We start from the raw sequence: 26,818 nt of genomic DNA, 5'->3' as shown, positions 1-26,818 counted from the left end.
AGACCATCGAACATCGGCGCTTGCAGCACCGCAAGTTCGCCGCCTAACATCAACCCCCTGACGAGGTCCGCACTCCGCTAATCTACGCCGCGAGTTGTGCCGAATGTTCTGACGACGGACATAATACACCGACGAGAAAAAGTCAAAGGTGGTTGAATGGGTGGAAATCGGCCCGTCCGCTTTAGGCAGCGTCGTGGCGATATCAGCCGTTCGTTCATCTGGAATACGGCGGCAGCTACGCGCCCTAAGAGCGGCCGTTCAGCTGGATGACTGATGGTCCCGAAAGCCGCCGTAGCCTGAGACGACGAGCTTGCGTCTGCTATCGGGTGGGTTGCTGCCGGACAGCTCTTGGGCGACCTCAAGCCGATAGCTGCACTCGATCGTCGCCCACCGAAGCGCCCGGTCACAGCCTCTAGCAGTCATTCGGACCTATCGCAGGAATACCGTAAACCGGTCGCTTGGGCGGCTCAGCCGATGCTTTGCCCGCTCTTCGCCCAGTCGGCCAGGAAGCCCTCGATCCCCTTGTCGGTCAGCGGATGCTTGACCAGCTGGCGGATCACCGCAGGCGGCGCGGTCATTACGTCGGCGCCCAGCTTCGCCGATTCGAGCACATGGATCGGATGGCGAACGCTCGCCACCAGGATCTCGGTGGCGAAGTCGTAATTGTCGTAGATCAGCCTGATGTCGCTGATGAGCTGCATGCCGTCGAAGCCGATGTCGTCGTGCCGCCCGACGAACGGCGACACGAACGTCGCCCCCGCTTTGGCCGCCAGCAGCGCCTGATTGGCCGAGAAGCACAGCGTCACGTTCACCATCGTGCCTTCTTCGCTCAGCGCCTTGCAGGTCTTGAGGCCGTCGATCGTCAACGGCACCTTCACCGCGACATTGTCGGCGATCTTCCGCAGGATGTCCGCCTCGCGCATCATGCCGGCGTGATCGAGCGCCACGACCTCCGCCGAGACCGGTCCCGGCGTGATCGCGCAGATCTCGCGCACCACCTCCAGGAAGTCGCGGCCCGCCTTGTGGATCAGCGACGGATTGGTGGTGACCCCGTCGACCAGCCCCGATTCAGCAAGGTCGCGGATGTCGGCGGTGTCGGCGGTGTCGACGAAGAATTTCATCGTTTGACTTACGCCGCCTCGGCGAGCGTCATGCGCGATCCGTCGGCATTGCGCAGATAGACCCCGCGTTCGAGCTGCTGGCGCCGCAACTCGCCGACATCGATCTCCGCCGGCGATCGATTGCCGCGAACGGAAATCTTCGCGGCGCGGCCCGCCGCTTCGCCCATCGCCATGCAGGTCGCCATGACGCGGATCGCGCCCATCGCCTCGTGCGTCGCCGAGATGCTGCGGCCAGCGACGAGCAGGTTGTCGACATTCTTGGGCACGAGCGATCGGTAGGGGATGTCGTAGCAGTCGCCGCACCAGATCAGGGTGCAGTCGTCATCGCCGGGCCGGTGGATGTCGATCGGATAGCTCGCGACCGCGATCGCGTCGTCAAAATGGCGGCAGGACAGGACGTCGTCCTGGTCGAGCACATAGTCGCCGACGATCCGGCGTGTCTCCCGGATACCCAGGAACGGCGCGGTCTTGGTAAAATAGGCGTTCTCGAAGCCGGCGACATAGTTGATGAGATAGGTGACTATGTCGTCGATCTGGCGTCGGCCCTCGATCTCGCCCTCGGTCAGGCTGCGCGCGTCGGTACCGTCGGTGCCCTTGACGCGGGTCATGTTGATCCAAACCTCGCCCTTCTTGAGCCCGGTGATGATGATCGTCCGCTCGTTGGGGATCTCGAGCCCGCGTTCCTCGCGCGCCTGGGCGATCAGTTCGCGCAGGCCGACGACGATGAACTGCTGGTTCTGGCCGAAATATTCCGCTGGGATGAAGTCGGTGAGGTAGGTCCGCGCCGCAGGCGGCGCATCGGCGATCGTCATCCGCAGCCGGTCGGTATCGACGCCCGCCAGGCAGAACATCAGCGTCGGAGGCTGCATGCCGCCGTCCGAATTGCCCTTCTCGGTCGGGACACCCGCCTTGTACGCGACGTCGGCGTCGCCGGTGCAATCGATAACGACCTTTGCCAGGATCGCGCTGCGGCCCGACTTGCTTTCGGTGATGACGCCCTGGATTGCGCCGTTCTCGACGATGGTCTCGGCCAGGAAGGTGTAGAACAGCACATCGACCCCGGCTTCGGTCAGCATCTCGAGCGCGACGGTCTTGACCGCCTCGGGCTCGACCAGGGTGATGCCCATGTGGAGCGGGCAGGGGCGGTGTTCGCTCGCGCCGTCGCGCTCGGTGCGCAGCCGTTCGATGAACTTCTGCGGCAGGCCGTCGATGATCTGGTTGCCCTTCTGCCCCAGGAAGCCGAGTACGGGCAGCCCGATCGTCATGTTGCCGCCCAGGAAGCTGCGGCTTTCGATGAGCCCGACGTTCAGGCCGTCCTCCGCCGCGGCCAGCGCCGCTGTCAGCCCCGACGGGCCGCCGCCGACGACCAGCACGTCGTAGTTGGCCGAGACGGGAATGGTGCGCGCAGGCTCCTGAATCAGGCCGGGATGGGATTGCGACATGATGGCTCTCTCTATTGCGAAGCGGGTCGGGATTGAGTGCGTTCCTCGCGCACCATCGTCCACAGGATGGCAATGGCGATGGGGTGGAGGAAGGCCATGACGAGGAAGATCTGCGCTGCGCCGACGCTGCCGATCAGCTGGCCGACGAAATAGTTAAACACCACCGCGCCCGCCGCGCCGAAACCACCGGCGATGCCGAGGACGCTTGCGGCGTTGCCGACGGGAAACGCCTCCGCGATCACGACGCTCAGCGTGAAAAGCCAGCTGAGCGCAGCGACGGCGACAAGGCTGAACACGATCAGGGTCGCCGCGGCGTTCGGAAGGTAGGGCGTCAGCACGCACAGGGGCGCGAGCAGGCCGACCGCCGTCAGCATCCGCTTGCGGGCGAGCAGCGGAGAGACGCCGCGACGGACCATCCGGTCCGACCAGGCGGCAGAAGCGATACTGCCCAGGTCGGCGGCAAGGAATGGAATCCAGCCGACCATGCCTACTTGCAGGAGCGTAAGACCCGAATCCTCCTGAAGATAGCCGGGGAGCCAGAAGAGGCAGAAGTACCAGACCGGATCGCTGACGAAGCGGATGAGCAGGATGCCCCACAGACTGCGCGTCCGCCAGAGCTGACCCCAGCTGTAGCGCGTATCGCTGAACGCCTGCGGCGCGGACGCGCGAACCTCCTCGACAACTTCGGCAGGGGGGTCGCGATAGACCAGGAACCAGACCAGGGAGATCAGCAGACCGATCGCGCCCGAGACGAGAAATACCGAACGCCAGCCGTGCGCGATCGCCAGCCATGCGATCGTCGGGGGCGCGATGATCGCACCGATCGACCCGCCCGCCACGCACAGGCTGTTGGCGGTCGCGCGCAACCGCGCCGGAAACCAGATCGCGACCACCTTCAACTGTGAGGGATAGTTGGTCGGCTCGGCCAGGCCGAGCATCGCACGGAAGCCGCCGAATACACCGATCGTCCGTGCGAGGCCGCCACCGATGCAGGCAAGCGACCAGCCGATGACGCCGACCCCGAGCACCAGCCGCGGGCCGAAGCGATCGACCAGCCATCCGCTGACCGGGTACATCACCGCGTAGCAGACCGTGAACAGGTTTAGGAGAACCGCGTAGCCCGCGTCGTCGAGCGCGAATTCGCTCTTCAGTACCGGCTTCAGTATCGCGACGATCTGGCGGTCGAGGTAATTGAAGACCATCGCGACGAAGATCACCGCGACGATGACCCAGCGACGGCGATCGGCGCATAGCGCGAATGCGTCCGAGCGACGTGCGCTTGTCATCCGACCCCTCCTATTCCGAATCCGACCGCGGTCCGACGTGCCTAGCGCGCTGCCGTTACCCTGACTATCGCTGATCGTACTAAATCATAATATGACCGTTTGCAATCATAGCTTGCGTCGTTTTGCGGTATCGTTGTAGCAGATGCGTCACAAAGCGACGCTAGTTCGTGTAAGGGGAGGCCAGCGTTGAGCGATTCGTGTCCAAATCTGCGTGATCTGCGGCGCCGTGCGCCGGGGGTGGCGGCGTGACCGGGACGCTGGCCCTCGGCATCGACATCGGAACGTCCGGGGTGCGCTGCGTCGTGCTCGACCAGGACGGCGACGCGGTCGCGTCGGAGGGGCAGGCGTTCGCCGATCACGCTGTCGACCCGCGCGACCCGATCGGATGGGGGCGGCTTGCCGACACCGCGATGCATGCTGCCCTGGCTACGGTCGATCGCAACGCGGTGCGCGCCATCGCAGTCGACGGCACGTCGGGCAGCGTGCTGGCCGTCGACGCGGCAGGGACGCCGGTGGCTGCGCCACTAATGTACGACGACGCCGTGGCCGATACCGACGTGCTAGACCGCATCGCCGCCATCGCGCCAGCCGACACCGCGGCGCACGGTGTGACCTCGGGACTGGCCAAGGCGCTGCTTCTGCAAGGGGCGCCCGGCGTGGCGCATGTGCTGCACCAGGCCGACTGGATGGCCGGGCGGCTGTCGGGGTGCTGGACAGTCAGCGACGAGAACAACGCGCTCAAAACCGGGTATGACGCCGTCGCGCGGCGCTGGGGCGACTGGATATACGCAAGCGGCATCCGACCGGACCTGCTTCCCGACGTGGTACCTGCAGGCACCGTGGTCGGTCCGATCCGGCGAAGCCTCGCCACGCGCTTCGGCCTGTCCGACGACGTTCGGATCGTCGCCGGCACGACCGACGGATGCGCGTCCTTCCTCGCGACCGGCGCCAAGGACATCGGCGACGGCGTGACCGTGCTCGGCTCGTCGCTGACGCTCAAGCTACTGTCGGATCGTCCGATCGTCTCGCCCGAACACGGTATCTACAGCCACCGCATCGCCGGCGGCTGGCTGGTGGGCGGCGCGTCGAACACCGGCGGACGCGTCCTCGCCGCCTATTTCGGCGCCGATCAGTTGACGGCGCTGTCCAGCCGGATCGATCCCGATCGCGCGGCGCGCCTCGACTATTATCCGCTGCTCGCGAAGGGCGAGCGATTTCCGGTCGCCGATCCCGGAAAGTCGCCGCGTCTGTCGCCACGTCCGACAAGCGAGACCGATTTCCTGCACGAACTACTCGCCGGAATAGCCGCGATCGAGGCGCAGGGGTACGCCCGTCTTCAGGCGCTGGGCGCCCCCGCGCTGCGTTCTGTCCACAGCGTCGGCGGCGGCGCCGGCAATCCGATTTGGACCGCCATGCGCCAGCGGACGCTGGCGGTGCCGTTTCTGCCGGCTCGGTCGCACGAGGCCGCCGCCGGGGCGGCACGTCTAGCGCTGCTCGCCATCACGCCATCACGCACCGGGTCGGATCGTAATCAGATCGACCCGCACGTGAGATCAAACCGGCAAGAAGCGCCCGTAGGGGTCCCGAAGATCAGGGGGGAAGCATGACCAATCGATTTTTGTACGGCACCGCGGTCGCCACGGTGGTGGCGGCGTTCGCCTCGCTGCCGGCACGGGCGCAGCAGTCCACACCGCCGGCGGCATCGACCGAAGCCGCCGAGGACACCGCGGCCGGGTCCGAAGACGAGGGTGGCGACGTCGTGGTCATCGGCAGCGCCTTTCGCAATCAGGAGGCGGTGCAGAACCGACGCCAGGCGCTGGGTGTCGTCGACACGCTGACGCAGGACGACACCGGCGACCTGGCCGACGAGACGCTGGCCGAGGCGCTGATCCGTGTTCCCGGCGTCAGCTCGGTGCAGACGCTCTACGGCGAGCAGGAAGCCGCCTATGTATCGGTCCGCGGAATCTCGCCGGATCTGAACTACACCTCGTTCGACGGACTGGCGATGTTCTCGAGCGCCAACGACGGCGACGGCCTGCGCCGGGTCGACCTCAACCTGATCCCGACACAGATCTCGCGCACGACGGAGGTCTATAAAACGTTCACCTCCGATCTCGATTCGGGCGCGATCGGCGGCGCGACCAACATCGTTCCGCGCAGCGCGCTGAACGACAAGGACACGTTCTACATCGACGCGCAGGCGATCCTGCAGACGGGCTATGGGAAATACGTGCCCGGCAGCAACAGCCTCGGCAACTATCGCGACCGCCCGCTCGGCGTTGCGTTGAAAAGCATGTGGGCAAAGAAGTTCGGCAGCGACAACCAGTTCGGCTTCGTCCTGAGCGGCGTCTACCGCGAGCGCAACTTCGACTATACCAAGCGCAACGCCAACGGACGCGTCTTCTACACATCGACCGGGGCCGTTGCGCGAACCGACCTGTCGAACTGGGACGGACTGCATCCGTTGCCGTCGCTGGTCCGGCCGATGGACTACACCCATTACACCCGGACGCTGGGCGGCTCCGCCCAGTTCGAATACAGCCCGGCGCCGGGCCTCGAAATGTCGATCCTCGGCTATTACTACAAGCAGGTCGAGGATCAGACATTCAACCAGTTCTTGGTCGAAAACTACACTAACTTGGTCCGCCTGAGCCCCGAGGTCGCGCGGCTGAAGATCGGGCGGACGCGTCCGTCCTACGACTACGACCGGTTCGAGAACGAGACCCGCGGCGCGATCGGCAAGGTCGTGAAAGATTTCGAGGATGGGTCTTCGCTTCAGGTCCGTGCCGGGTATCTCCGCAACACCTTCTACGACCTCGATCTCAACGCCGCCTACGCGTACAACCCGCCCAATTCCTTCATCACCTATGACATGACCGAGCTGTCGGACCGGATCTCGATCGACAACAACGCCGATCTAATCAACATCGCCAACTACCGCCTGCTTGCCGCATCTGACCTGACCGTCAACGCGCGGATGCGCTCGCTCGAAGGCCGGATCGACTACAAGCGCAACTACGCGTTCAATTCCGAAGGCTTCGGCTTTGCAGTCGGGGCGGACGTTCGCCAGGTGAAGGCGGTCCGCGATTCGGGGCTCGTCACCTACACCAGCAACAACAGCCCGCTCGGCGCGCTCGGCTTCGTGCCCGACATCAGTTCGTACATGTACGAGTATCCGGTGATCTGGATCGACTATGCCGGGTTCCAGCAGACGGTGAAGCCAACGCTGGCGGTCAATCAGACTGCCACCAACAACTCCGCCTTCTCCGACGACTATGGCTACCGCGAGCGGGTGGCGGCCGGTTACGTGTCGGGCATGTATGCGACGGGCGGGCTTCGCGTGACAGCAGGCGTCCGGTACGACGACGTCCGTTTCAAGGCCGATTCGCCCGTCGCCGTCGGCGGCGTCTACAACGGCACCTTCGCGCGCAAGACCGGCGGCTATCGCCACTTCCTGCCGTCGCTGCTCGTGACCAACGCCTTCAGCGACGCGATCCGGCTAAAGGCCGGCTACAGCCGCACGCTCGGGCGCCCCGCCTTCGGCGACATCGCGCGCGCCGAATCGCGCAACGTCCAGAACCTGACGATCTCGCGCGGCAATCCGGACCTGCGGCCGCGGCGATCGGACAATTTCGACCTGGCCGCCGAATATTTCTTCGACCAGGGCGGCCTCATCTCGTTCGGCGGCTTCTACAAGACCATCAAGGATGACATCTATACGACGTCGTCGGAGCAGGTGATCGACGGCGTCACCTACCTCGTCTCGCAACCGAACAACGCGTCCTCAGCGACAATGCGCGGTCTCGAATTCCAGATCGTCACCGACCGCATTCCGCGGCTTCCCGGCTTCCTGCGCGACAAGGTCGGAATGTCGTTCAACCTGACCCGCATGTGGGCGGATTCGCGCTATGTGTCGGGCGGCGCGTTCGTCGATCTCGACGCGCTGCAATTTCAGGCCAATTGGCTCGTCAACGCCGGCGTCTTCTACCGCCTGCCGGCCAACGGCGAGTTCCGGATCGCCTATAACTGGAAGAGCCGCAGTCCGATCTCGCTCGGCGCGAATGCCTTAACGACCTATTGGCTGGAGGGTCGCGAACAGCTCGACGCGTCGCTGCGCGTGGGCGTGACGAAGAACGTCCTGCTCAAGCTCCAGGCGAACAACATCCTCGAGGAGCCGGTGCGCCAAGTCTATGTCGGCCCCTATGCGATGCGGCGCTACGAACTGACGCGGCCGCGGACGTTCGCCGCCGACGTCGTCGTCCGGTTCTAACGGGGCGCGTGATGCTTCAGATCGACCGCCGCGCGCTCGTCCAGTCGGCCGGGAGCCTCGTTCTCCTCACCGGCCTGTCGCACACCGGGCTGTGGGCGGCCGGGCTGAAGGACGATCCGTTCACGCTGGGGGTCGCCTCGGGCGATCCCTGGCCCGACGGTTTCGTGCTGTGGACCCGGCTCGCGCCGACGCCGTTCGACCGCGGCGGCGGCATGCCGATGGTGGCGGTGCCGGTCGCGTGGGAGGTGGCAGAGGACGCGCGCTTCACCCGGATCGCACAGTCGGGGGAGGCGTTCGCGCGTCCCGAACTCGGCCACAGCGTCCATGTCGAGGTTGCCGGGCTGAAGCCTGCGCGAACCTATTGGTACCGCTTCCGCGCCGCCGGTTACCAGAGCGCGCCCGGAACCGTGCGGACCGCACCGCCGGCGGGTGCGCCGGCCGACGGGCTGCGGATCGCTGTCGCCGGATGCCAGCATTGGGAGGGCGGCTTCTACACCGCCTATCGCCATCTTGCCGAGGAAGCCGACCTCGACGCGGTTTTCCATTACGGCGACTATATCTACGAACATTGGGCTCAGCGCGTCTGCCCGAAAGTCGACGACAAGCCATCGTGCGTCCGCGAGCATATCGGCGACGAGATTTACTCGCTCGACGATTATCGCCGTCGCTACGCCCAATACAAGACCGACCCCGATCTTCAGGCCGCGCACCGCGCCGCGGCATTCCTGTCGACGTTCGACGACCACGAGGTCGACAACAACTGGGTCGGCGACATCGACGAATGGAAGACCCCGCCCGAGGTATTCAGGCTGCGTCGCTTCGCCGCGATGCAGGCGTGGTACGAACACATGCCGGTGCGAGCGGCGCAGTTCCCGCGGTTCGAGAACATGCTCGCCTATCGCCGGCTCGACTATGGATCGCTGCTGCGCGTCCACCTGCTCGATACCCGCAGCTATCGCAGCGACCAGGTGTGCGACGACGGCAAGCGCAAGCCCTGTACGCCGGCCGCGCATGACGGCGCGACGGTGCTCGGTGCGGGCCAGGAGAGATGGCTCGACCAAGGGCTGGGCGGCGGCGCGCGCTGGAACCTGATCGCGCAGCAGATCCTGACCATGCCGTTCGATCGCCGCAAGCCCGGCGAGACGACACCCAATCTCGCAACCGATACCTGGGACGGCTATCGGCCCGCACGCGAGCGGCTGATCTCATCGATCCGGAACCACCGGCTGTCGAACGTCGTCATCGCCTCGGGCGACTATCACAAGCATTTCGCAGGCACGCTGCCCGTTCGCGAGGATGCGCTCGACGGCGAGATGGCGGCGGTCGAGTTCCTCGCCACCTCGATCTCGACCAACGGCGATGGCGGGCCGGTCAAGGACCTCGACACGCTTCTCGCCAACAATCCGCATGTCGCGCTGTTCGCCGACCAGCGCGGCTATCAGCTGTTCGACATCACTGCCAAACGCTGGCAGACCGACGTCAAAGTCGTTGACCGCGTGTCGCAGCAGGGCGGCACGCTCTCGACGCTCGCCCGCTTCGCGGTCTTTCCCGATCGCGCCGCGCTGCACCGCGACTGATCATTAGGAGGCCGTCGTGATCGTCACCCGCCGCCGCCTGCTCCAAGGGGCGACCCAGGCCGCCGCGCTGTCCGCGGCCGCGGGCCTGATGCCGCCCAACGTCCAGCGGTTGATGGCGCAGGGCCCGCGACGCGCCGGCTCGCTCAAGGACATCAAGCATGTCGTCATGCTGATGCTCGAGAACCGCTCGTTCGATCATTATTTCGGCGCGATGTCCGGCGTGCGCGGATTCGGTGATCCGCGCGCGATGACCCTGCCGGGTGGGCGCAGCGTGTTCCACCAGCCCGATCCGCAGAACCCGCTCGGCTATACGCTGCCGTTCCACCTCGACACCTTTTCGACCAGCGCGCAGGCGCTGCCGTCGACCGGACATAGTTGGAAGGTGCAGCATGACGCCTGGAACGGCGGGCGGATGGACAATTGGCTGCCTGCCCACCGCGCCGCCGATGGCGCCGAGGGCCCCTATACGATGGGCTATTTCCGGCGCGAGGACATCCCGTTCCACTATGCGCTCGCCGAGGCATTCACGATCTGCGACGGCTATCACTGCTCGGTGCTCGGCTCGACCCGGCCCAACCGCTTCTACTGGTTGAGCGGGACGATTGACGCCGACGGTCGCCACGGCGAGCCGCAGATCTCGCAGAAGACGCCCGCGGAGGGGCTGACCTGGACAACCTATGCCGAGCGGCTCGAAGCGGCCGGCGTCAACTGGAAAGTCTATCAGGGCGCCGACAACGGCACTGGGTTCAACGTGCTGCGCGTGTTCCGCAACTTCATGAACGCAGCCCCGGGATCGCCGCTGCGCGTCAAGGGGATGCCTTCGGCGACCGACGGCGAGTTCGAATATGACGCGCTGCACGACAAGCTCGCGACTGTGACGTGGCTACACCCGACGAACGAGGGATCAGAGCATCCCGCCAATTCGATGCCGGCGGCGGGTGCCGAATTCATTGCTAGCAAGCTCGACGCGATCGCGGCAAATCCCGACGTCTGGGCAAAGACCGCGTTCATCCTCAACTATGACGAGAACGACGGTCTGTTCGATCACGTCGCGCCGCCGGTGCCGCCGCCGGGCACGGCGGGCGAGTTTGTCGGCGGCGTGCCCGTCGGCGGGGGCTTCCGCGTGCCGTGCATCATCGTGTCGCCGTGGACCGCGGGCGGCTGGGTCTGCAGCCAGCCGTTCGATCACACCTCGGTGCTGCAGCTGCTCGAGCAGGTGACCGGCGTGCGCGAGCCGAACATCTCCGACTGGCGGCGGCGGACCTTCGGCGACCTGACCGCGGCGTTCCGTTTCGGCCAGCGTCCGGCGCCGCCGCCGGTGTTGCCGAGCACCAGCGGGCTGCTTCACCTCGCGCGCCGCTCGGCCAAGACGCTGCCGCTGCCGGCGATCCCTGGCGCTGATCAGGCGATGCCAACGCAGGAGAAAGGCGGCCGCAAGCGCACTGTCTGACGGCGCACTTGCGCTGCTTCAGATATCGAAGCTGTGCGGCAGAATGACGAGGTCGCGGACGATCACGCCCTTGCGCCGCGTCAGCATGAACAGCACCGCTTCGGCGACGTCGCGCGGTTCCATCAGCGCACCGGCGTCAATCTCCTTGCGGAGCCGCTCGGGGTCCCAGTCCTTCAGCAAGGGCGTGTGGACCGGACCCGGCAGCACGGCTGCGACGCGGACGCCAGACGGCGCGACCTGGCGGCGTACGGTATGCACGAACGCCTGCACCGCGTGTTTCGACGCCGTGTAGATGGGCTCGGCCACGACCGGGACCGCGCCGGCGATCGAGCTCGTCAAGATGACGTCGCCTGATCCCTGCGCCATCATCGCCGGCAGCACCGCGCGGACCGACCGGAAGGTCGCGTTGATGTTGAGGTTGAGCATCATGTCCCAGTTGGACGCGTCGCCCTCCCAAACCTTGCCGCCGACATAGGCGCCGGCGTTGGCGTAGAGGATGTCGAACCGGCCGTGACGCGCGACGATGTCGGCGACGGCGGCGTCGACGGCGGCATAGTCGAACAGGTCGACCGCAACCGGCGTCGCGCCGATCTCGTCGCAGGCGGTCTTGAGCGCTTCCTCGTCGCGGTCGAACAGATGGACGATCGCGCCCGCCTCGACCAGCGCCTGCGCCGCCTCTAGCCCGATCCCCGACGCGCCGCCGGTGATCGCCGCGATCTTTCCGTCAAGCGATATGCCTGTCATCTCCGTCTCCTCATCCTGTCGTGACGCTCACCACCGGAAAGCGGGAGCGAGAAATTGGGGTGTCGCGCCGGTGGCGTCGTACAGCGCGGCGAGCGCGGTATCGTCGGCGTCGACATGGATGCCCGAGCGGACCAGGCAACTCGCGAGCCCCGCGCCCGCCGCACCGGCGACATCGTGCTCGACGCTGTCGCCGACGCACAGGATGCGTGCCGGCGCCACGTCGCCGAGCAACCGCCGCGCGGCGGCGTAGATTTCGGGATAGGGCTTGCCGATCCAGCTAACCATGCCGCCCAGCCGCTCGTAGAGTTCGGCGACCTGCCCCGCCCCGAAGCGAAGCCCGACCGGGGTCAACATGTGGCGATCGGGGTTGGTGCAATAGGCCGGCACCCTGCGTGCCGCCGCGGGGGCCAGCAGCACCTCGTAATCCGCGAGCGACCAGCGATCGCCTTCGCTCGCGGCGATCAGCACGACGTCGCAATCGCCGCCGCCGTCGGCGAGGTCGATCGGCAGGCCGCCGATCGCCGAGCGATCGCCGTCGCGCGCGAGCAGCAGGCAGCGTCTGCGCGACTGCGGCGCCTCTGCCAGGATCGACCAGGCGACCTCACCCGACGTCAGCACCTGCGTCCATGCGTCGCTCGGAAAACCCAGCCGCTCGAGCCGTGTGGCGTTCTGCGCGGCGCGCTTGCCCGAGTTGGAAAGGACTATCACCAGCTTCCCCGCGTCGCGCAGCGCCAGCAGCGTATCGACGGCGCCGGGGTAGGGGGCGGTGCCGTCGTGGAGAACGCCGAACTGGTCGACCAAGAACGCGTCATGGTCCGAGGCGACGTCGCGCAGTCCGGCGATCAACCGCGGCGGGGTCACGCCGCGTCCTGCCCGAGCGAGAGGAGGGCGTCGCGCCACGCCCGGCGATAGGCGTTGAGCCCGGGATAGGCGCTCGCCGCAACGGGTACCGGCGGCGGCAGGGCCATCGTCGTGCCGTGGGCGGCGAAGGCGAGCACCGCGGCCCCCGCCGCGCTCCCTTCACGGATCGCGCCTTCCGATACCGGCTGGGCCGGGCGCAGCTGCGCGATCAGCTCGGCTAGGACTCCGCCGGTAGTCAGCCCGCCGTCGATGACGATCGGCGTGTCCGACCGGATCGTGTCGAGGCAATAGTCAGTCATTAGCGCGATGTAGAGCATCGCGATCGCCGCGCGCGTAGCCGGGTCGGCATCTTGGGGAGTGACCTTGCCGGGCCGCCCGCCGAACGGCCCCGCCGCGGCGAAGGCGGGCAGGGCGACGTGCCCGGCATCGATCGCCCGCTGGATCGCGGCTCGGTCGACCGGGCGATCGGTCGCGCCCGCGATCGCATCGAACTCACGCCCGCCCATGAAGCCGATCGTCGGCACCGCGCGACCGTCGACGTCGACGTTGCAATACATGTCGTCGGCGAGGCTGAGCGCGTCCAGCGGGCAATCGGGATTGAACACGATCACCCAGGTCCCGGTCGAGATTAGGGTGAACCGATCGAGCCCGAGCGACCGATAGGCCGCGAGCGCGGCGTTACTGTCGTGGACGCCGTTGTGGACCGCGACCGATCGCCCGCCGAGCGTGACGCTGCCGATGATCTCGCCCGCGCGTGCGAAAGCCGGCATCTTGCCGCGCCAGCCTTCGCCATCGACGATCGAGGCGAAGTCGCCCCGCGCCGGCGCCCAGATATGCGAATGGCAGCCCATATAGGTGGGCTCGGCCACCTGCCGCCCGCCGAGCCGCCAGCTCCAATATTGTGGATAGCCGAGGATCGCTGTGGCGCGATCGACCGCGTCGGGCTGGAGCCGCTGGAGCCACAGCAGATGCCGGCCATAGTTGAACCCCTGCGGACGCGGCGGGGCGAACGTCTCGGCATAGGGCGGCAGCGCGGCGTCGACCGCCTCGGCGAGGTCGCCGGGCAATTCCTGTTCGTAGTCGAGGATCGGGCGGACCAGCCCCGTCTCGTCCGTCAGCGCGAAGGTGCAGCCGTGGGTCGAGACCATCACCCCGTCGATCGTGCCCGGGGACGCGATCTCGGCCGCGTCCAGCGCCTCCATCGCCCAGGCGCCGAGCGCGGCGTCGTCGAGCACGTGCAAGCCGTCCACGAGGTGCCACATCGGTCGCGCTCGGCGTTCGAAAGCGACCGCGCCGTCCCGGGTGACCACGAGCAGCTTCGCATTGGTCTTGCCGAAATCGAGGACGGCGATGCTCACGCCTCGCCGGCCCTCGTTCGAACGATGCGGATGTCAACGCCCTTGCCCTCGACCATCTCGCGATGTTCGTCGGCCAACCCGTCGTCGGTGATGAGCGTATCGATCCGCGACCAGGGCAGCGACAATTGCCGCGCACCGACCGCGAATTTCGAACTGTCGATCAGCGCGACGATGCGATCGGCGCTCTCGGCGAACCGGCCGGCGGCGTCGACCAGCAAGGGATGCGATTCGAGCAGCCCGCGCTCGCTGACCCCTTGCGCGCTCAGGAAGAATTTCGACGCGTAGAAGGGTGCGGCCGGGGCGCCGTGGAGGATCCGCGGCTCGCGGTGGAGCTCGCCCCCGGCGACAGTCAGCGCGCAGGTGCCGCTTTCGCCCAGCATCGCGGCCAGCGGCATCGAATTGGTGCACAGGCGGATGGTGCGCCGCGCGATCCGCTCGCCCAGCCGGAAGCAGGTCGAACCGCCATGGACGATCACCGCGTCGCCCTCTTGCACCATCGTAGCCGCCTCGGCGGCGATAGCTTCCTTCGCCGCGATCGCGATATCGCTGCTCTCGACATAGGTCCGAGCGAACACGCCGTGCGCGATCGCACCGTCGATCGCGGAAATCCCGCCGTAGACCTTGCGGGCACGGCCCTGTTCGTCGAGCTTGTCAATGTCGCGGCGGACGGTGGCGACCGATACCGACAGTCGTTCCGAAAGATTGCGAGCGGAAGCGAACGGAGATTCACGGAGCAGTTCGAGAATGCGCTCGTGTCGTACCGAATCGTTCACCTGCCTCCCTCCCCCGCGACATGGGCGAGCCACGACCCGCCGTGTAGATCGATAGAACAAATGATCGCATTGCGTCAATGCATGATGTAGTACGCTCACAACGACATGGATCTGGCCAGACGGAGGACACTGATGACGACCGAAGCAAGGCTAGCGCACGACCTACAAGCGCTGCGCCGCTTCGCCGTCGAAATCGGTGCCGACACGACGCTGGTTCAGGGTGCCGGTGGCAACGTCTCCATCAAGTCGGAGTCGACGATGTGGATCAAGGCGTCGGGAACGTGGCTTGCCGATGCCCTTAACGATCAGATCATGGTCCCCGTCGCCTTGCATCCGCAACCCGGCGGGGGCTTCGTTGCCGAAGACATGCTCAAAAGCGATCTCCGCCCATCGATTGAGACATCCATGCATGCCGCCCTGCCTCAGACCGTCGTGGCGCATGTCCACAGTGTCGATGCGATAGCCTTCGCGGTGCAGGCGGATGCGGAAGCGCGGCTGGCGGAACGATTGGGTGGAGTGCGATGGGCTTTCGTCCCGTATCGTCGGCCCGGCCAGCCGCTGACCGATGCGGTCGTTACGGCGACGCGGCATTCGCCGGTCGACATTCTAATCTTGGCCAACCACGGCCTCGTCGTTGCCGCCGCCGACGTGGCCGCGGCACATGCTCTGCTGCGAGACGTTGTCGAACGGTTGCGGTTGCCTGCGCGGCCAACGCACGCCGTCACATTTGACATCGACGCGCCCGGCTATCGCCCTCCGACCGATCCGATTGCTCACGCCGTCGCTACTGATCCCGTCAGCACGGCTCTGGCGGAGCGGGGCGCCTTATATCCTGACCACGTCGTCTTCCTGGGTAGGCCGCTCATAATTGACGACATTACACAGTTTCGACGCTATACCGCGAACGCAAGCGAGAAAGACCCGCGACCAACGTGGCTGCTAATTCGCGGACGAGGCGTCGCGGTCAGTTCGTGCGCGCCTCACGGTGCCGATGCGATGCTGCGATGTCTCGCCGATGTGCTGGCGCGGATAACTGCTGACGATGTGATCAACGTGCTTAATAACCACGATGTCGCGGAGTTGCTCGACTGGGACGCAGAGCGTTATCGCCGCATGATGGCGGCGAATTAAAGACAATTGATACAAGTTTTTTGAGCGACCAGCTTTCAGATGCAGTTACGCCATCTCGTCATTCAACTCTACGTATCTCAATGAGGTGACGTCGAGATTTTGTGGGACCGCAGAGGGCTGTTTTGCGCCAACCATTTACCGTCGATTAAATTGACGATTGACAATTCTGAAAGGGGCCAATCCAAAAACTGGTTGGTTAAGGCTGACAAGCGGACGTCCGTTCTCGCTGAAAAGAATCATGCTGGGTCGAAGCCATTTTATCCACTGTCACATTCCTCGAAAAGACGATTTGGTTGCTGATGTCTCAGCTTAGAACTTCCGTTCACTAGGATAAGAAAAGTAGCAGCTGAATCGACGTCTGCTTTCGAGGAGCACACGAGCCAGTGTGAATGGCCGCAACCGGGTCTTAGCGACTCGACTCGCGAGCAACGCCAGTGTCCGCTTCGCGCAACCTGTCGGCCGGAAGCTGCCAATCCGCTAACGGCCCAGTCACGGCCGTAGTATTCTGCCTGAACAAGTGTCCGCTTCCGGGTAGCGGCGGAGCTGGCGTGAACGACCGATTGTGGGTCGTTCCCGCCACGAAGCTGTCGGCAGAAGCGGTCAATCCTCGCGGTTCCGCGCCATGATGATTGCGCAAATTTGTCATGGGTGCGGGGTAAGCGTGGCGGGTAGACCGCCTTGCTATTTCGGCCTGCTCTTCTGGTAGGCGACCTTGCCGGCATGACGGCGGATGGCGATGGCGGCGACCGCGCGCCTGGTGAAGCGTTCGTCGATGTCGTCGGGGTTATAAGGGCCGCCATACCAGTCGCGCAGGCGGTCGTGTTCCTCATGGGTGGGGTCGGCCATGGCCTTCAGGAACATCTCGTATCCGGGCAAGCCACCGACATCCTCGGGCGGGCAGCGCCGTTCGCCGGCGACGAAGCGTGGGTATTTGACGTCCGGCTCGCCTGGACCAACCGTTTCGATGGTGATGGTGTGCCGCCAGTCGTCGCCCATGTCGTAGGTGTAGGCGAGTTCTCGCACGCCCCGGTCGACGAGGGCGGCGAGCTTCACGTTCTTGGCGGCGGCCATGCCGCTGTCGGGCCACATCGGGTCCGGCACGCCGTAGCGTCGGTCGCCGGCCTCGAAGTGCCAGAGATGATAGTGCTCCCAGCCCATCGCAGCCTGGACGACGTCGTGGAGCATCTTGAGGCTGGCGGTGACCGGCATGTCGACCCGGCGCCAGATGGCGGGGTCGATGTCGTTGAGGACGATATGCAGGCGAGCGACGGTTTCGGCAGTCATGCCGCCAATCTGACAGGTTCGCGAGACCAGTTCCACGGCATGAGCTCATCCCATCGGCTTGCGGGCCAGTCGTCGGCGACCTTGGCGATGACGTCGGCGATATAGGCTTGCGGGTCGACGCCGTTGGCCTTGCAGGTCTGGATGACGGTGTAGATCGCGGCAGCTCGTTCACCGCCTGCTTTTGAGCCGGCGAACAACCAGTTGCGGCGACCGACAGCGATGCCGCGCAGCGCGCGTTCGGCGATGTTGTTATCGATCTCCAACCGTCCGTCTTCGAGGAAGCGGGACAGCGCCGGCCAGCGCCTGGTGCCATAGGCGATGGCCTTGGCCATGTCGGACTTAGGCGACAGGCGGCGTAAGCCGGCGTCGAGCACCTCGCGCAAGGCGTCGACCAGCGGTCTGCTTCGTTCCTGCCGGGCATGATGGCGTGCATCCGGCGGCTGGCCGCGGACCTCGGCCTCGACGGCATAGAGCGCGCCGATTTATTCGAGGATGTCGGTGCTCAGCGGCGTGGGGACACGCTCGTGCAGGTCGAACACCTTGCGACGGAAGTGGGCCCAGCACGCCACCTCGGTCGCGCCGCCCCGGTAAAGGCCGTCATACCCGGCATAGGCGTCAGCCTGGAGAAAGCCGCGGAAGCCGGCGAGATGCGACAGCGGGTGTGCAGCGGTGCGGTCGGGCGTGAAGCGATACCATGTCGCGCGCAGCGCCGTGCTGCCCGACGCCCGGTCGTCGGTTGCGTAAACCCATAGTCGCCCGGTCGCAGTCTTGCTCCGGCCGGGATCGAGCACCGGCACCGGCGTGTCATCGGCGTGGATCTTGTCGGCCTTGAGCACCGCATCGCGGATGCGGCTGACCACCGGGTCGAGCAGCGCTGCGGCTTGCCCACTCCAGCCCGCGAGCGTCGAGCGGTCGATGTCGAGACCCTGCGCAGCCATCATCTCGGCCTGGCGGTACAGCGGCAGGTGGTGGTCGAACTTGGCGACGACGACGTGCGCCAGCGTCGCGAAGGTCGCCTTGCCCCGCGCCACGGCGCTGACCGGCGCGGGTGCCTGGACGATTTTCTCGCAGGCCCGGCAGCTGTATTTGGGACGGACGTTGCGCACGACCCGCCAGCGCACCGGCACGATGTCGAGCATCTCGTGCGCGTCCATGCCCAGCCGGCGCAGCGCACCGCCGCAGTCCGGGCAGGTGCAGACGCCGGACGCGGGCTCGTGGATGATCTCCTCACGCGGCAGGTGACCGGGCAGGCTGCGGACCGGCGCCGGTCGGGGCATCATGTCGGGCGCGGCGGTCTCAACTGCGGAAACATCCCGCTCCGTTTCCAGCTCTTCCAGCGCCAGTTCGAGCTGCTCGATCTCGCGACCGAGCTTCTCCGACGAGGCGCCGAACTGCATCCGCCGCAACCGGGCGATCTGCCCGCGCAACGTGTCGATGAGCAGGTCGCGGGCGGCGAGCGCGGCATTGGCCCGGGCGAGCGAAGCCTCCAGCGCGGCGATCCGCGCGGTCGCATCAGCAGGGGAAACGGGCGCTTCCGACACGCAGAATTCATAGCAGATCGCACTCTCTCGGGCGAGCAGAACTCATGCAAAACCGCCGTTTTCAGCCCGCCAGCGCCGGCACGAACGTGCGCTCGGGCCGGCGCCAGTCGATGCGCTCCAGCAGCATCGACAGCTGCGCCGGCGTCAGTGTCACCGTGCCCGTGGCCGTCACCGGCCAGACGAAGCGGCCGCGGTCGAGCCGCTTGGAGAACAGGCACAAACCCTGGCCGTCGAACCACAGCAGCTTGACCAGATGGCCGCGCTTGCCGCGGAATGCGAACAGCGCACCGGAATGCGGGTTCTCCGTCAGCACCTGCTGGACCAGCACCGCCAGCCCGTCGAACCCCTTGCGCATGTCGGTCACGCCGCAGGCCAGGAACACCCGCGTCGGCAACGGCGCCGGGCTCACCTCAGCACCGACAGCACCCGCGCCAGGGCGCCGGCATCCACCGCGCCGTCCACGCTCACCCGCACGCCGCCCGGCAACTCGATGCAGATGAGGCCCGGCGCGGACGTCGCCGGCTGTGGCACAGGAGCGGCGACCTCGGCCACACGCACCTCGGCGAAGGTCGGCAGCGCGGGCGCGACCCCGCTCAGCTTGCCCAATCGCGCCTGCTTGCGCCACGTGTAGATCAGGCCGCTCGACACCTCGCGCCGCGCGATGACATCACGGACCCGCACGCCCGGCCGGAACGCCTCGGCCAGTATCTCCAGCTTCTCCGCGTCCGACCAGCTCCGCCGGCCCGACACCCGGCCAACCACCTCTACGCGACCAGTCATACGAGCGCTCGTATGACCAGTCTCAGACCCGAAAACTTCCCGCACCGTCCGCGTCCTCGTCAAAGACGACAAGCATCCCCGCTACGGCCGAATAGGCAAGGCGGCCCGTAGACCACGCTTACGGTGCGGGGAGGGGCTGGCGGCGACTTTGATCACGTATGTGAGCAGCTCAGCGCTTCTCAGAACCTGAAGCCGACGTTTACGGCACGTTAGAAGCTTCCGGAACCGGTCGTAGGTTCAGCTTTTGCCGGGCGATCTGAGCAACGCGGACCGTCGTTCAGCCAACAGCCTCCGCCACAAAGACCCAGAGGCGGACGGTCGAAGGGTGCTGCCTGTCCCCCCACGATCGGCCTCTCATCCATATCTGCTGCAAAGGTGGTGCTAGGCGGCGGCGCCCGCCGCGGCCGAAACATCGAAGGAGATGAGGCGCGGGAGGTACCGAACGGGGGAGCGTAGGGCCGGTCGGCTCCCCACTGTCCGGCATGGACGTCAGCCCTCTGGCAAGAGGCGGCGGATGGCCTCCACCGCAAATCGGGCGGATAGGATTGCGCCGGGCTGCTGCGGCGTCGCGCCCTTCGCCTCGTCGGCATGGTCTACAACCGTCTTGGCAGCGAAGCAAACCACCGGAGAGCCGTGCAGGGCGGCCGCGCGATAGATGCCGAAGACCTCCATGTCGACTGCAGCCACCTTGCCGTGCTGCTCAGCGATCCGAGCGGCGTATTTTTCAGACGCAATCACCGCAGAGCCGCTCACCGAGGGTCCGAGAACGGCTTCGACAGACGGAACCGCTACCTCATGCCGCTTGGAGGCGAGCCGCAGCAGGCACCGGTCCTCCTCAATGAGCTGACTTAAGACGATGCGCGTCTCGTTGCCCATGCTCTCCTGATAGCTTCGGATCTCAAAGCTATTGGGAAGCTGCTTGCCTGCTTGGTGCTCCCAAGTGAAGTCCGATACAACTAACGTACCGATCGGCGCCCGTGCCGCGAAGCCGCCACACACGCCGGTCATGCAGATCAGCCTCGGGGAGAACACGCTCAGCGCGCGGCTGGCGATGATACCGGCATCGACCAGTCCCATCTGAGGCTGAAGGACGCAGATGCCTTCGAGGCCGCCGAGCGACACCTCCCTGCCGTCGAGGCCTGCAAACCTGACGTAGCCGCCGACAGTAAAGTCCTCCCTTGAGACTGCCTCAAAGGCAGTGCGCTCTAGCTCCAGGGCGCAGACTATGACGAAGTCGTAGACTGTCCTGCTAGCCACGCGCTGCATGCAGACGCGCAGGCACGAACGCCAAGCGTCGTCTTTCGAGTACCCGATGAGCAGTATTCCCGCCCTCGTGAAGGCGCCGCGCCGCTGGGCCACGACCTCCTCGAACCTTGACACGGCGACCACCGTTGCCGATCGGTTCAGCTCGCTCTCGGCGAACTGCTCGATCAGCTCCTCCGACACGTCAATCGGCGCCTGCCCATCCAGACGCGGGAGGAGGAGGTCGGTGACGACGAGATCGAATTGTGACCTCGACAGGCTCCGCGCCGCCTGTCCAAAGGTGGCGCACTCCTCGATCTCGACGCCTCCCTCGAAAAAAGCCCGGATCTCCTCCCGAACGGCATCCCGCTTGTCCGTCTCATCTTCCACGACGAGCACTCGGACACGTCTCATCGGACGAGCCGCTGCAGCTCGGCGCGCCAGCCGCCGTCGAGCACGTTGAAGTAGATTACTCCACGCAGGTTTGCGGAAGCCTTCTTGCCGAAGGCGCGGGCAAACTGTCCTAGCGCGTAGAGGCGACCATCGAACTCTATTTCGGGGTGCTGAGTCACGATAATGACAGGATCTCCGCGCTCCTCGTAAGACAGCTCAAGGAGCAGCTCCACGCCGCCGGACGGCTGCGACATCGGCTGAGCCGCCGCGGGTCGGACTTCGTGGCTGGGCAGCGCCATGTCGAGGACAATCAAATCGTAGGTCCTCTCGGCGAGGAATGACAATGCCTGACGCACGGATCGCCCCACGCGGAACTCCGCGTCGGGCATCATCTCGAGCAGTGCGCCCTCTAGCTCCTTCTGCTTGAAGGCGTCGTCCTCAATCAGAAGAACAGCGCGCGGCCCGGGCGCCGCCGATGTCGAGCCGGTCACGAGCGCAGATAGCGCATAGTCAGGGCGAAAACGACGCCGTCACCATTCCGGCGCCAGTCGAAACCGATCACCTCGTCGATTTCCTCCACGATGCACCGGACCTTTCGCAGCCCGCTCTGCTCGTCGATGTCCATCGCGTTATCCACGTCCGCGATCATCTCCTCCTCGATTCGTCGGAAGCGCTCGTCAGCCTCGGAGGGATCAATTGATGAGGCGATCTCGATCACGAGCCCAATGTACCGGTCGTCCTCATCCTCGCGCCGCGCCGCGATCCTCGTGCGCGTGCCGCGCCGACTATATTTCGCCGCGTTGACGACGAGAACGAAGAGAGCGTCGTAGACTAAGTGGAAGCGGTGTCCGATCAGGTCGATGTCCGCGTCTTCCGGGATGTCGATGATTGGAGGCCGCAGCTGATGCCGATGCGAGACCTCGTCAATCACGGCATTGACGAGAAGGCTCATGCTGGCGCTTGGACTAAAGTTGGTTGGCCTGGTCAGCCAAGACTTGGCGGTCTCGAAGCGCTGGTTGACCACGCCGTTCAGCTCAAGGATGGTCTGGCTCATCCTCGCGTCGACCTCAGGCCGTCCGGTCGCGAAGCGCTGGCCCACGTCAATCACGAAGTCGGCGCGAAGCTTTTCGAACGCTTCGCGAGAGCGTCTGAGGTCCACCTCAAAGAGTAGCCAGCAATCGTCGAGGATGATCGCTATTGGCGTGACGACCTGGGAACTCTCTCGGAGCGCCGTCGCAATCCTAAGCACAATCGCATTAGCAACGAGGCTTTTGTCGGGATCGTCGATAGCTCCGACAATCAGCCCGCGCGGCTTTTCTTTGGACCGCACGTGCATCCGGTCCCTCGCCATCGCCAGCACCGCCGCATCGAAGCGGCGCATCCAGCCGCGAAGATAGGCTGCAAACTCGGGGGCGCTCTCAGCGAACTCCGCAGCTGCCTGTTCGACTAACGGGGCAATCTCGACCGACAGGTGGCCGTGGAGCGTCCCGTGCCTGATCCTGCGAGCGATGAAGGAGGCGGCGCCGTGCACCCTGTTCATGCAGAATTCGCGGTAGGCTCGGTCGATGAGCCGCAGGAGCCTCGCCCTCGGCTGCACGGTGGTGCGGACTGCGTCCGTGAGACTAGTGCTCCTATCTTCGTCCGCGATGATGTCCTCGGCAAATGGAGCCAGCGCCTTGAGGTCCTCCGACAGTGAGCCGACCAGCCACTCGAAAAGCCGGAGCGGATCGACGTAGATGCGCGTGCTCTCGATGTCCCCTCGGACGCGGCGGAGCCTGATCAGCAGGCGGTGCGACCGTGCCCGCGTCATGGCGTCGGCGTCGTTGCGCCGTGAACCCTGCCACTCGAGCAGGCGGGTCTGCGCCTCAAGCACGTCGTCGGCGTGTGCGTAAATCTCGTAGAGCGACGTTAGGAACGGCTCGGAGAGCAGCTCGTAGAGGTGGTCGGATACGTGGCCGCGGTCGCTGTCGACGGATCGCATGAAGCTGACAACATCGCCATCGTGCCTTTCCCGCAGCACTCGTTGGAGCGCGCGCCGGACTGCGTGGTTGCGTGTAGAATTCGGGTCTGCGTCGTTCAGGAGCACAAGTCTGTAGTATTCATAAAGCGCGTCCGGACGCCGCGGCGGGAGGAGGCGTTCGATCTCCTCTGCGGAGAGTAGGTGCGGCACGTCGATCGTGCGGTCGAGAAGACTGCCCAGCTCCTCACCATCCTTGATGAGCAAGGTGCCCCCGGACGCCGAGGCTACGAGGGCCACGGTGCGATGGAAGCCATCGCCCTCCACGTCCGACGGCCCGCGCGGAGCGGCCCCAAGCAGCGCGGCCGCGTCAGATTGGGGCGCCGCGAAACCCGACGGATCCCGCGTCGCGGGCTTTATGCCGTCGAGGCGCTCGCCAATCGCCTCCTCGACCGCGAGGCGGTGATCGTAAAGGTTTCCGTATTCGCTCCAAGCCGGAAGGTGCGCGAACAATTTCAAATCGGCGAACTGGTCCTCACGTCCCACGAAGTCCTGCAGCGATGAAGGGTTCAAGTCGCCAAATGAGTTGTGCCACTCCTCGACGACCTCGGATGGCAGGGCTGCGAGGACGCGTTCCGCCTCGACAGCGGCGCCGTCGCGCCGCAGCATCCGGCTGAGCCGGAACATGAACGCGACTGTATCGACCACGCCGCGGCGACCGAACGCTTGCAGGCGCCGAGCGTAGCCGAAGCCATCGGTCAGCCGAGGTGACAGCAGGTCCACCACAAGCGACGCATCGTTTGGGTCGAGAGCGGCACGACGCGCGAAGCCCACGAACGAGCGCCTTGCCTGAAGGTAGTTCCTTTCGCGATCAGTCGTGTCTTCGAACGCCGCCGAAAGCACACTCCTTTTCGGCGACCAATAAGGAGCAAGCGCAGGAAGCCCAAAGTCCCTTGCCTTCTCGTCGCCCGCGCTGCGGGCGCTCGCCGCCTTCCAAGCCACCGTCAGCGTCGCACCGAAATCCTCCACGAACGAGCCGATCTCCCGATCGGCCCGCTCGTGGTTGTTCCCGAGTAGCGCTTCGTTGAGGACGGAGAGGCGGCCAACGGCGTCGACGATGCGTTCCTTCTCGGGCGCGAGCCGGCGCCGCTGCGCCTCCAGCTCGACGTCGAGGCTGCTGCTCTCGAAATAGGGCGCGTCGGCGTCGGACGAGGCGTCGGTGGGGAATGCCTCGCCGACCGGGCGGTAGCGCGCCAGGAAGCTTCCGTTCAAGATCTCGGCCACCACTACCGCGTCCGCGGCGTCGCACTCCCGGTGGAGACGCTCCATGGTGGCGCGAAATGCCCTTGGCGTGTCCGGAGCTAGCGCGCCGCGGACGAGATTGCGGACACGCTCGCTGCGTATGCGCGTCAGGGCAGACGTCGCCGTGGGGCTGAACACCCGCGGAACCCGCGCACCAGGCAGCATCCTTGCGCCACGTCCGCGTCGGTCAGTTGGATCCGTCATATTTGGCGTCGATCGGTAGCAGCCTCCGAGGCCCGCCAAGCCTCGCGGCGGAACTTCTGTCCCATCAAGGGACGCAGCGAAGACTGGCCGATCATCACGGCCTCCGGCTCAGTTGCTCCGAGCCCCGGCTCCTCAAGCTTCTTAAACGGCACGCACCCTCCGTATCCCGCCGAGATAGACGCTACGCAATCCGCGTCTCGATGGTGACCGCACCTTTACGACGAGCCCCTTGTCCGCGTGCAGAATAGAAGCTCCAGCCCGCGGGTCTAGGTTACTTATGCGAGTCTTGGCTCGGGATGCCAGATGAGTCCACGCGCGTAGTGCGACCTCAGGGTCGGCCGCATGCCGTCCACCGATGAGCTGCTCTGCAGGTAGGAGGTGCCCGAGACGCTGGTCCGCGGCACCTTCTCGTGCCACATACCGGAATAAGCCTAGGGATCGTGCCGCGATTGCCACAAGCACAGGCGGGTTTACGAGGCCGTCTGTGGGGGAGCTGAGATGACCGAGGACGAGAGCCGTGATCTGGAGCACGCTTGGCGCTACTTCGCCCTGCACGCTGAGCAGCGGATGACGGTGTTCAATTTCTTCGTCGCATCCGCGGGTCTCGCGCTAACCGGTCTGGCGTGGACGCTCGCGGATGGTTCGGGGAAGTGGCCGCTCGGAGCAGCAGCGGGCCTTGGAGCGGCGGCGCTATCCCTCGTTTTTTGGCGGCTGGATCAGCGTGGCGGACAGCTCGTGAAGAACGCCGAGGACGCCATGGTAGCGCTCGAGTCTGGGCTCCCTCGGGCGGCGGCCGTGACGACGGCCGAACGGAGGTTGCCCAACAACGCCAGCTGGACGACCATGACGACGCCCTGGACCTTTGGGCGCTCCTTCAGGCTCCTATTTGCCGCCGTTGCTATTCTGGGCATCGTCGGCGCCGCGATCACCATTCGGGTGGGCACGTCCAAGCCAAAACCCGCTCACGAGGAGCAAGGTCCAGTCGTCAAGGCAAGTCGCGGACTGCCTGCATCGAAGGCGGCCGCGAAACCCGTGACTGCCCTTTCAACCCGCGACCTTCCTCGAGAAGGTGTCGAGGGGAGCTCGCAGCAAGCTACGCCGAGCGCCACACCGTCCGTGTCACAGAGCAGGCAGCACGGCGGAACCTCGCTCAGGACGCAATAATTGCCGTCGCTTCTCAGAGACGCAGTTGTCAGCCCTCGGCACGCCAAAGCCACGCGTGGTGCTCGCCCTGTTCATCGGCCGAACAGCTATTTTGGACAAAGCGAACCGCGCCGGGTCTGCTGCAGGCGTTGGCTTGTGAGTCACGCTGCCATATCGATGCTGCCCCCGGCAGCATGATACTGATCTTCGGCTTCGGCAGACGGGATGTTGCGATAGGTTTCAGCAGCCGACGACGGTTGCCCGACATAGCGACTACCGGTCCTCACCTGGAAGCAGGCGTCGACACCACCGGCGCAACGCCCGCGAAAGTTGAGGGTTAGCAGGTGGACCAGGCTGTCAGCGTGTGCCGGCGCTGGTGGATGATGCTGGTGGTGTATCCAAGGTCGGGGTGCATGTCGAAGTAGCGTGCCCAGGCAGCCATTAGCCTTTGCTCATCGCACGGTTCTCCACGCTCTCGGTTGCGGCGCTCCCATGTGCGCAGGCGGGCGCCATAGGCGTCGGTGATCACGCTGCCTTGTGACCCCCTGCAAACACGCCTCGGCACTGAGATCTGCTGATCACGTCGATGTTTAAAGGCGCACACGGCGTTGAGGGTGGGGGCGGCTCCCGCCGCCCCCCGTTCCCTGATCAGAGATCATCGCGCTTACGAAGAATCCGGCCCAACGTGCGCCGGGTAAAGCGGGGGCGACCGTTGCTCCGCCGCCACGAGGCGCCCGGGTGAGGCTTGCGCGGGGGGCGCGGAACCAGCGGAGCCGATGGTGGGGTCTTCTTCCGCGGTCGACGTGGCATGGTCACGGTGTCGAATCGATAGGGCAGGTGACGTGACCCCCGTTTCTTCATCCACCTGGAACTAGAGACCGGCCCTTGAAGGGACGGACGGAATGAAGCGGAAGCAGTTTACGGAAGAGCAGATCATCGGCATCCTGAAGGAGGCCGAG

19 protein-coding genes and 1 pseudogene are annotated in these 26,818 nt (G+C 65.7%); 6 read left to right on the top strand and 14 right to left on the bottom strand.

The window, feature by feature from the left end; genetic code table 11:
* Positions 1 to 467: 467 nt before the first annotated feature.
* The 3 genes from fsa to MHZ35_RS15455 are packed head-to-tail and all read right to left on the bottom strand — an operon-like array spanning position 468 to position 3,849.
* Entirely contained in the window at positions 468 to 1,121 is a 654-nt protein-coding gene (gene fsa / locus MHZ35_RS15465; protein ID WP_239436460.1) for a fructose-6-phosphate aldolase, read from the bottom strand.
* 8 nt (positions 1,122 to 1,129) lie between these two features.
* The gene (locus MHZ35_RS15460) at positions 1,130 to 2,563 is read right to left on the bottom strand and encodes an FAD-dependent oxidoreductase (RefSeq protein ID WP_239436459.1); all 1,434 of its coding nucleotides are present in this window, start codon (positions 2,561 to 2,563) and stop codon (positions 1,130 to 1,132) included.
* Between the two features lie 11 nt (positions 2,564 to 2,574).
* Positions 2,575 to 3,849: an MFS transporter gene (locus MHZ35_RS15455; RefSeq protein ID WP_239436458.1), complete on the bottom strand. Its 1,275-nt coding sequence runs from the start codon at positions 3,847 to 3,849 to the stop codon at positions 2,575 to 2,577.
* 245 nt (positions 3,850 to 4,094) lie between these two features.
* Here MHZ35_RS15455 and MHZ35_RS15450 point away from each other — a divergent pair, with 245 nt between their 5' ends.
* Genes MHZ35_RS15450 through MHZ35_RS15435 form a run of 4 tightly spaced genes read left to right on the top strand, consistent with a single transcriptional unit; the run spans position 4,095 to position 11,146 of the window.
* Positions 4,095 to 5,456, top strand: a complete 1,362-nt coding sequence (locus tag MHZ35_RS15450; protein WP_239436457.1) for an FGGY-family carbohydrate kinase — start codon at positions 4,095 to 4,097, stop codon at positions 5,454 to 5,456.
* A complete protein-coding gene (locus MHZ35_RS15445) occupies positions 5,453 to 8,119 on the top strand; it encodes a TonB-dependent receptor (protein WP_239436456.1) in 2,667 nt (888 codons plus the stop codon). Before MHZ35_RS15450 ends, MHZ35_RS15445 begins: the two co-directional genes overlap by 4 nt.
* A gap of 11 nt (positions 8,120 to 8,130) precedes the next feature.
* Complete coding sequence (locus MHZ35_RS15440; protein WP_239436455.1) at positions 8,131 to 9,696, top strand: alkaline phosphatase D family protein; 1,566 nt, start codon at positions 8,131 to 8,133, stop codon at positions 9,694 to 9,696.
* A 16-nt stretch (positions 9,697 to 9,712) separates the two neighbouring features.
* A complete protein-coding gene (locus tag MHZ35_RS15435; RefSeq protein ID WP_239436454.1) occupies positions 9,713 to 11,146 on the top strand; it encodes an alkaline phosphatase family protein in 1,434 nt (477 codons plus the stop codon).
* Between the two features lie 18 nt (positions 11,147 to 11,164).
* Here the strand turns inward: MHZ35_RS15435 and MHZ35_RS15430 are convergent, their stop codons facing one another.
* From MHZ35_RS15430 to MHZ35_RS15415, 4 genes are read right to left on the bottom strand one after another with little or no spacing between them, the layout of a single operon-like run.
* Positions 11,165 to 11,890: an SDR family oxidoreductase gene (locus MHZ35_RS15430; protein ID WP_239436453.1), complete on the bottom strand. Its 726-nt coding sequence runs from the start codon at positions 11,888 to 11,890 to the stop codon at positions 11,165 to 11,167.
* A 27-nt stretch (positions 11,891 to 11,917) separates the two neighbouring features.
* Complete coding sequence (locus MHZ35_RS15425; protein ID WP_239436452.1) at positions 11,918 to 12,751, bottom strand: TIGR01459 family HAD-type hydrolase; 834 nt, start codon at positions 12,749 to 12,751, stop codon at positions 11,918 to 11,920.
* Positions 12,748 to 14,109 carry a hypothetical protein gene (locus MHZ35_RS15420; RefSeq protein ID WP_239436451.1) on the bottom strand — a complete coding sequence of 454 codons (1,362 nt, stop codon included), beginning with the start codon at positions 14,107 to 14,109 and terminating at the stop codon, positions 12,748 to 12,750. The genes MHZ35_RS15425 and MHZ35_RS15420 overlap by 4 nt, the downstream gene beginning before the upstream one ends.
* Positions 14,106 to 14,882, bottom strand: coding sequence for a DeoR/GlpR family DNA-binding transcription regulator (locus MHZ35_RS15415; protein WP_239436450.1), 777 nt, complete (start codon positions 14,880 to 14,882; stop codon positions 14,106 to 14,108). The genes MHZ35_RS15420 and MHZ35_RS15415 overlap by 4 nt, the downstream gene beginning before the upstream one ends.
* 132 nt (positions 14,883 to 15,014) lie before the next feature.
* Here MHZ35_RS15415 and MHZ35_RS15410 point away from each other — a divergent pair, with 132 nt between their 5' ends.
* Positions 15,015 to 16,013, top strand: coding sequence for a class II aldolase/adducin family protein (locus MHZ35_RS15410; protein WP_239436449.1), 999 nt, complete (start codon positions 15,015 to 15,017; stop codon positions 16,011 to 16,013).
* A gap of 681 nt (positions 16,014 to 16,694) precedes the next feature.
* On the opposite strand, the gene MHZ35_RS15405 is transcribed toward MHZ35_RS15410, so the two are convergent.
* The 7 genes and pseudogenes from MHZ35_RS15405 to MHZ35_RS15375 all read right to left on the bottom strand — a co-directional run bounded on the left by MHZ35_RS15405 (position 16,695) and on the right by MHZ35_RS15375 (position 24,539).
* Positions 16,695 to 17,297 (bottom strand): plasmid pRiA4b ORF-3 family protein, encoded by a 603-nt coding sequence (locus tag MHZ35_RS15405; protein ID WP_239436448.1) that lies wholly within the window; start codon positions 17,295 to 17,297, stop codon positions 16,695 to 16,697.
* Positions 17,294 to 18,838 (bottom strand): annotated as a pseudogene (gene tnpC / locus MHZ35_RS15400) (IS66 family transposase). Before tnpC ends, MHZ35_RS15405 begins: the two are co-directional and overlap by 4 nt.
* 61 nt (positions 18,839 to 18,899) lie before the next feature.
* Positions 18,900 to 19,247, bottom strand: coding sequence for an IS66 family insertion sequence element accessory protein TnpB (tnpB, locus tag MHZ35_RS15395; protein WP_342453535.1), 348 nt, complete (start codon positions 19,245 to 19,247; stop codon positions 18,900 to 18,902).
* A complete protein-coding gene (tnpA, locus tag MHZ35_RS15390) occupies positions 19,244 to 19,618 on the bottom strand; it encodes an IS66-like element accessory protein TnpA (protein WP_239436447.1) in 375 nt (124 codons plus the stop codon). Before tnpA ends, tnpB begins: the two co-directional genes overlap by 4 nt.
* Before the next feature lie 489 nt (positions 19,619 to 20,107).
* Positions 20,108 to 21,259 (bottom strand): phosphorylase family protein, encoded by a 1,152-nt coding sequence (locus MHZ35_RS15385; RefSeq protein WP_239436446.1) that lies wholly within the window; start codon positions 21,257 to 21,259, stop codon positions 20,108 to 20,110.
* Positions 21,260 to 21,270: 11 nt separating this feature from the next.
* Complete coding sequence (locus MHZ35_RS15380) at positions 21,271 to 21,744, bottom strand: hypothetical protein (protein WP_239436445.1); 474 nt, start codon at positions 21,742 to 21,744, stop codon at positions 21,271 to 21,273.
* On the bottom strand, positions 21,741 to 24,539 hold the full coding sequence (locus MHZ35_RS15375) for a hypothetical protein (RefSeq protein ID WP_239436444.1): 2,799 nt from the start codon (positions 24,537 to 24,539) through the stop codon (positions 21,741 to 21,743). Before MHZ35_RS15375 ends, MHZ35_RS15380 begins: the two co-directional genes overlap by 4 nt.
* Before the next feature lie 675 nt (positions 24,540 to 25,214).
* Between MHZ35_RS15375 and MHZ35_RS15370 the strand changes: the two genes are divergently transcribed.
* Positions 25,215 to 25,880, top strand: coding sequence for a hypothetical protein (locus tag MHZ35_RS15370; RefSeq protein WP_239436443.1), 666 nt, complete (start codon positions 25,215 to 25,217; stop codon positions 25,878 to 25,880).
* The last annotated feature ends 938 nt before the right edge of the window (positions 25,881 to 26,818 follow it).

The sequence above is a fragment of the Sphingomonas sp. ACRSK genome (assembly GCF_022346685.1).
Lineage (GTDB): Bacteria > Pseudomonadota > Alphaproteobacteria > Sphingomonadales > Sphingomonadaceae > Sphingomonas > Sphingomonas molluscorum.
The sequence above is the reverse complement of the archived record's forward strand: the minus strand, read 5'-3'. Positions and strand labels throughout refer to the sequence as shown.

What these genes read in the sequence shown, in the direction of transcription:
- fsa (WP_239436460.1), bottom strand. Translation starts at nt 1,121, where the DNA reads ATGAAATTCTTCGTCGACACCGCCGACACCGCCGACATCCGCGACCTT.
- MHZ35_RS15460 (WP_239436459.1), bottom strand. Translation starts at nt 2,563, where the DNA reads ATGTCGCAATCCCATCCCGGCCTGATTCAGGAGCCTGCGCGCACCATT.
- MHZ35_RS15455 (WP_239436458.1), bottom strand. Translation starts at nt 3,849, where the DNA reads ATGACAAGCGCACGTCGCTCGGACGCATTCGCGCTATGCGCCGATCGC.
- MHZ35_RS15445 (WP_239436456.1), top strand. Translation starts at nt 5,453, where the DNA reads ATGACCAATCGATTTTTGTACGGCACCGCGGTCGCCACGGTGGTGGCG.
- MHZ35_RS15440 (WP_239436455.1), top strand. Translation starts at nt 8,131, where the DNA reads ATGCTTCAGATCGACCGCCGCGCGCTCGTCCAGTCGGCCGGGAGCCTC.
- MHZ35_RS15430 (WP_239436453.1), bottom strand. Translation starts at nt 11,890, where the DNA reads ATGACAGGCATATCGCTTGACGGAAAGATCGCGGCGATCACCGGCGGC.
- MHZ35_RS15410 (WP_239436449.1), top strand. Translation starts at nt 15,015, where the DNA reads ATGACGACCGAAGCAAGGCTAGCGCACGACCTACAAGCGCTGCGCCGC.
- MHZ35_RS15405 (WP_239436448.1), bottom strand. Translation starts at nt 17,297, where the DNA reads ATGACTGCCGAAACCGTCGCTCGCCTGCATATCGTCCTCAACGACATC.
- tnpA (WP_239436447.1), bottom strand. Translation starts at nt 19,618, where the DNA reads ATGACTGGTCGCGTAGAGGTGGTTGGCCGGGTGTCGGGCCGGCGGAGC.
- MHZ35_RS15375 (WP_239436444.1), bottom strand. Translation starts at nt 24,539, where the DNA reads ATGGAGCGTCTCCACCGGGAGTGCGACGCCGCGGACGCGGTAGTGGTG.
- MHZ35_RS15370 (WP_239436443.1), top strand. Translation starts at nt 25,215, where the DNA reads ATGACCGAGGACGAGAGCCGTGATCTGGAGCACGCTTGGCGCTACTTC.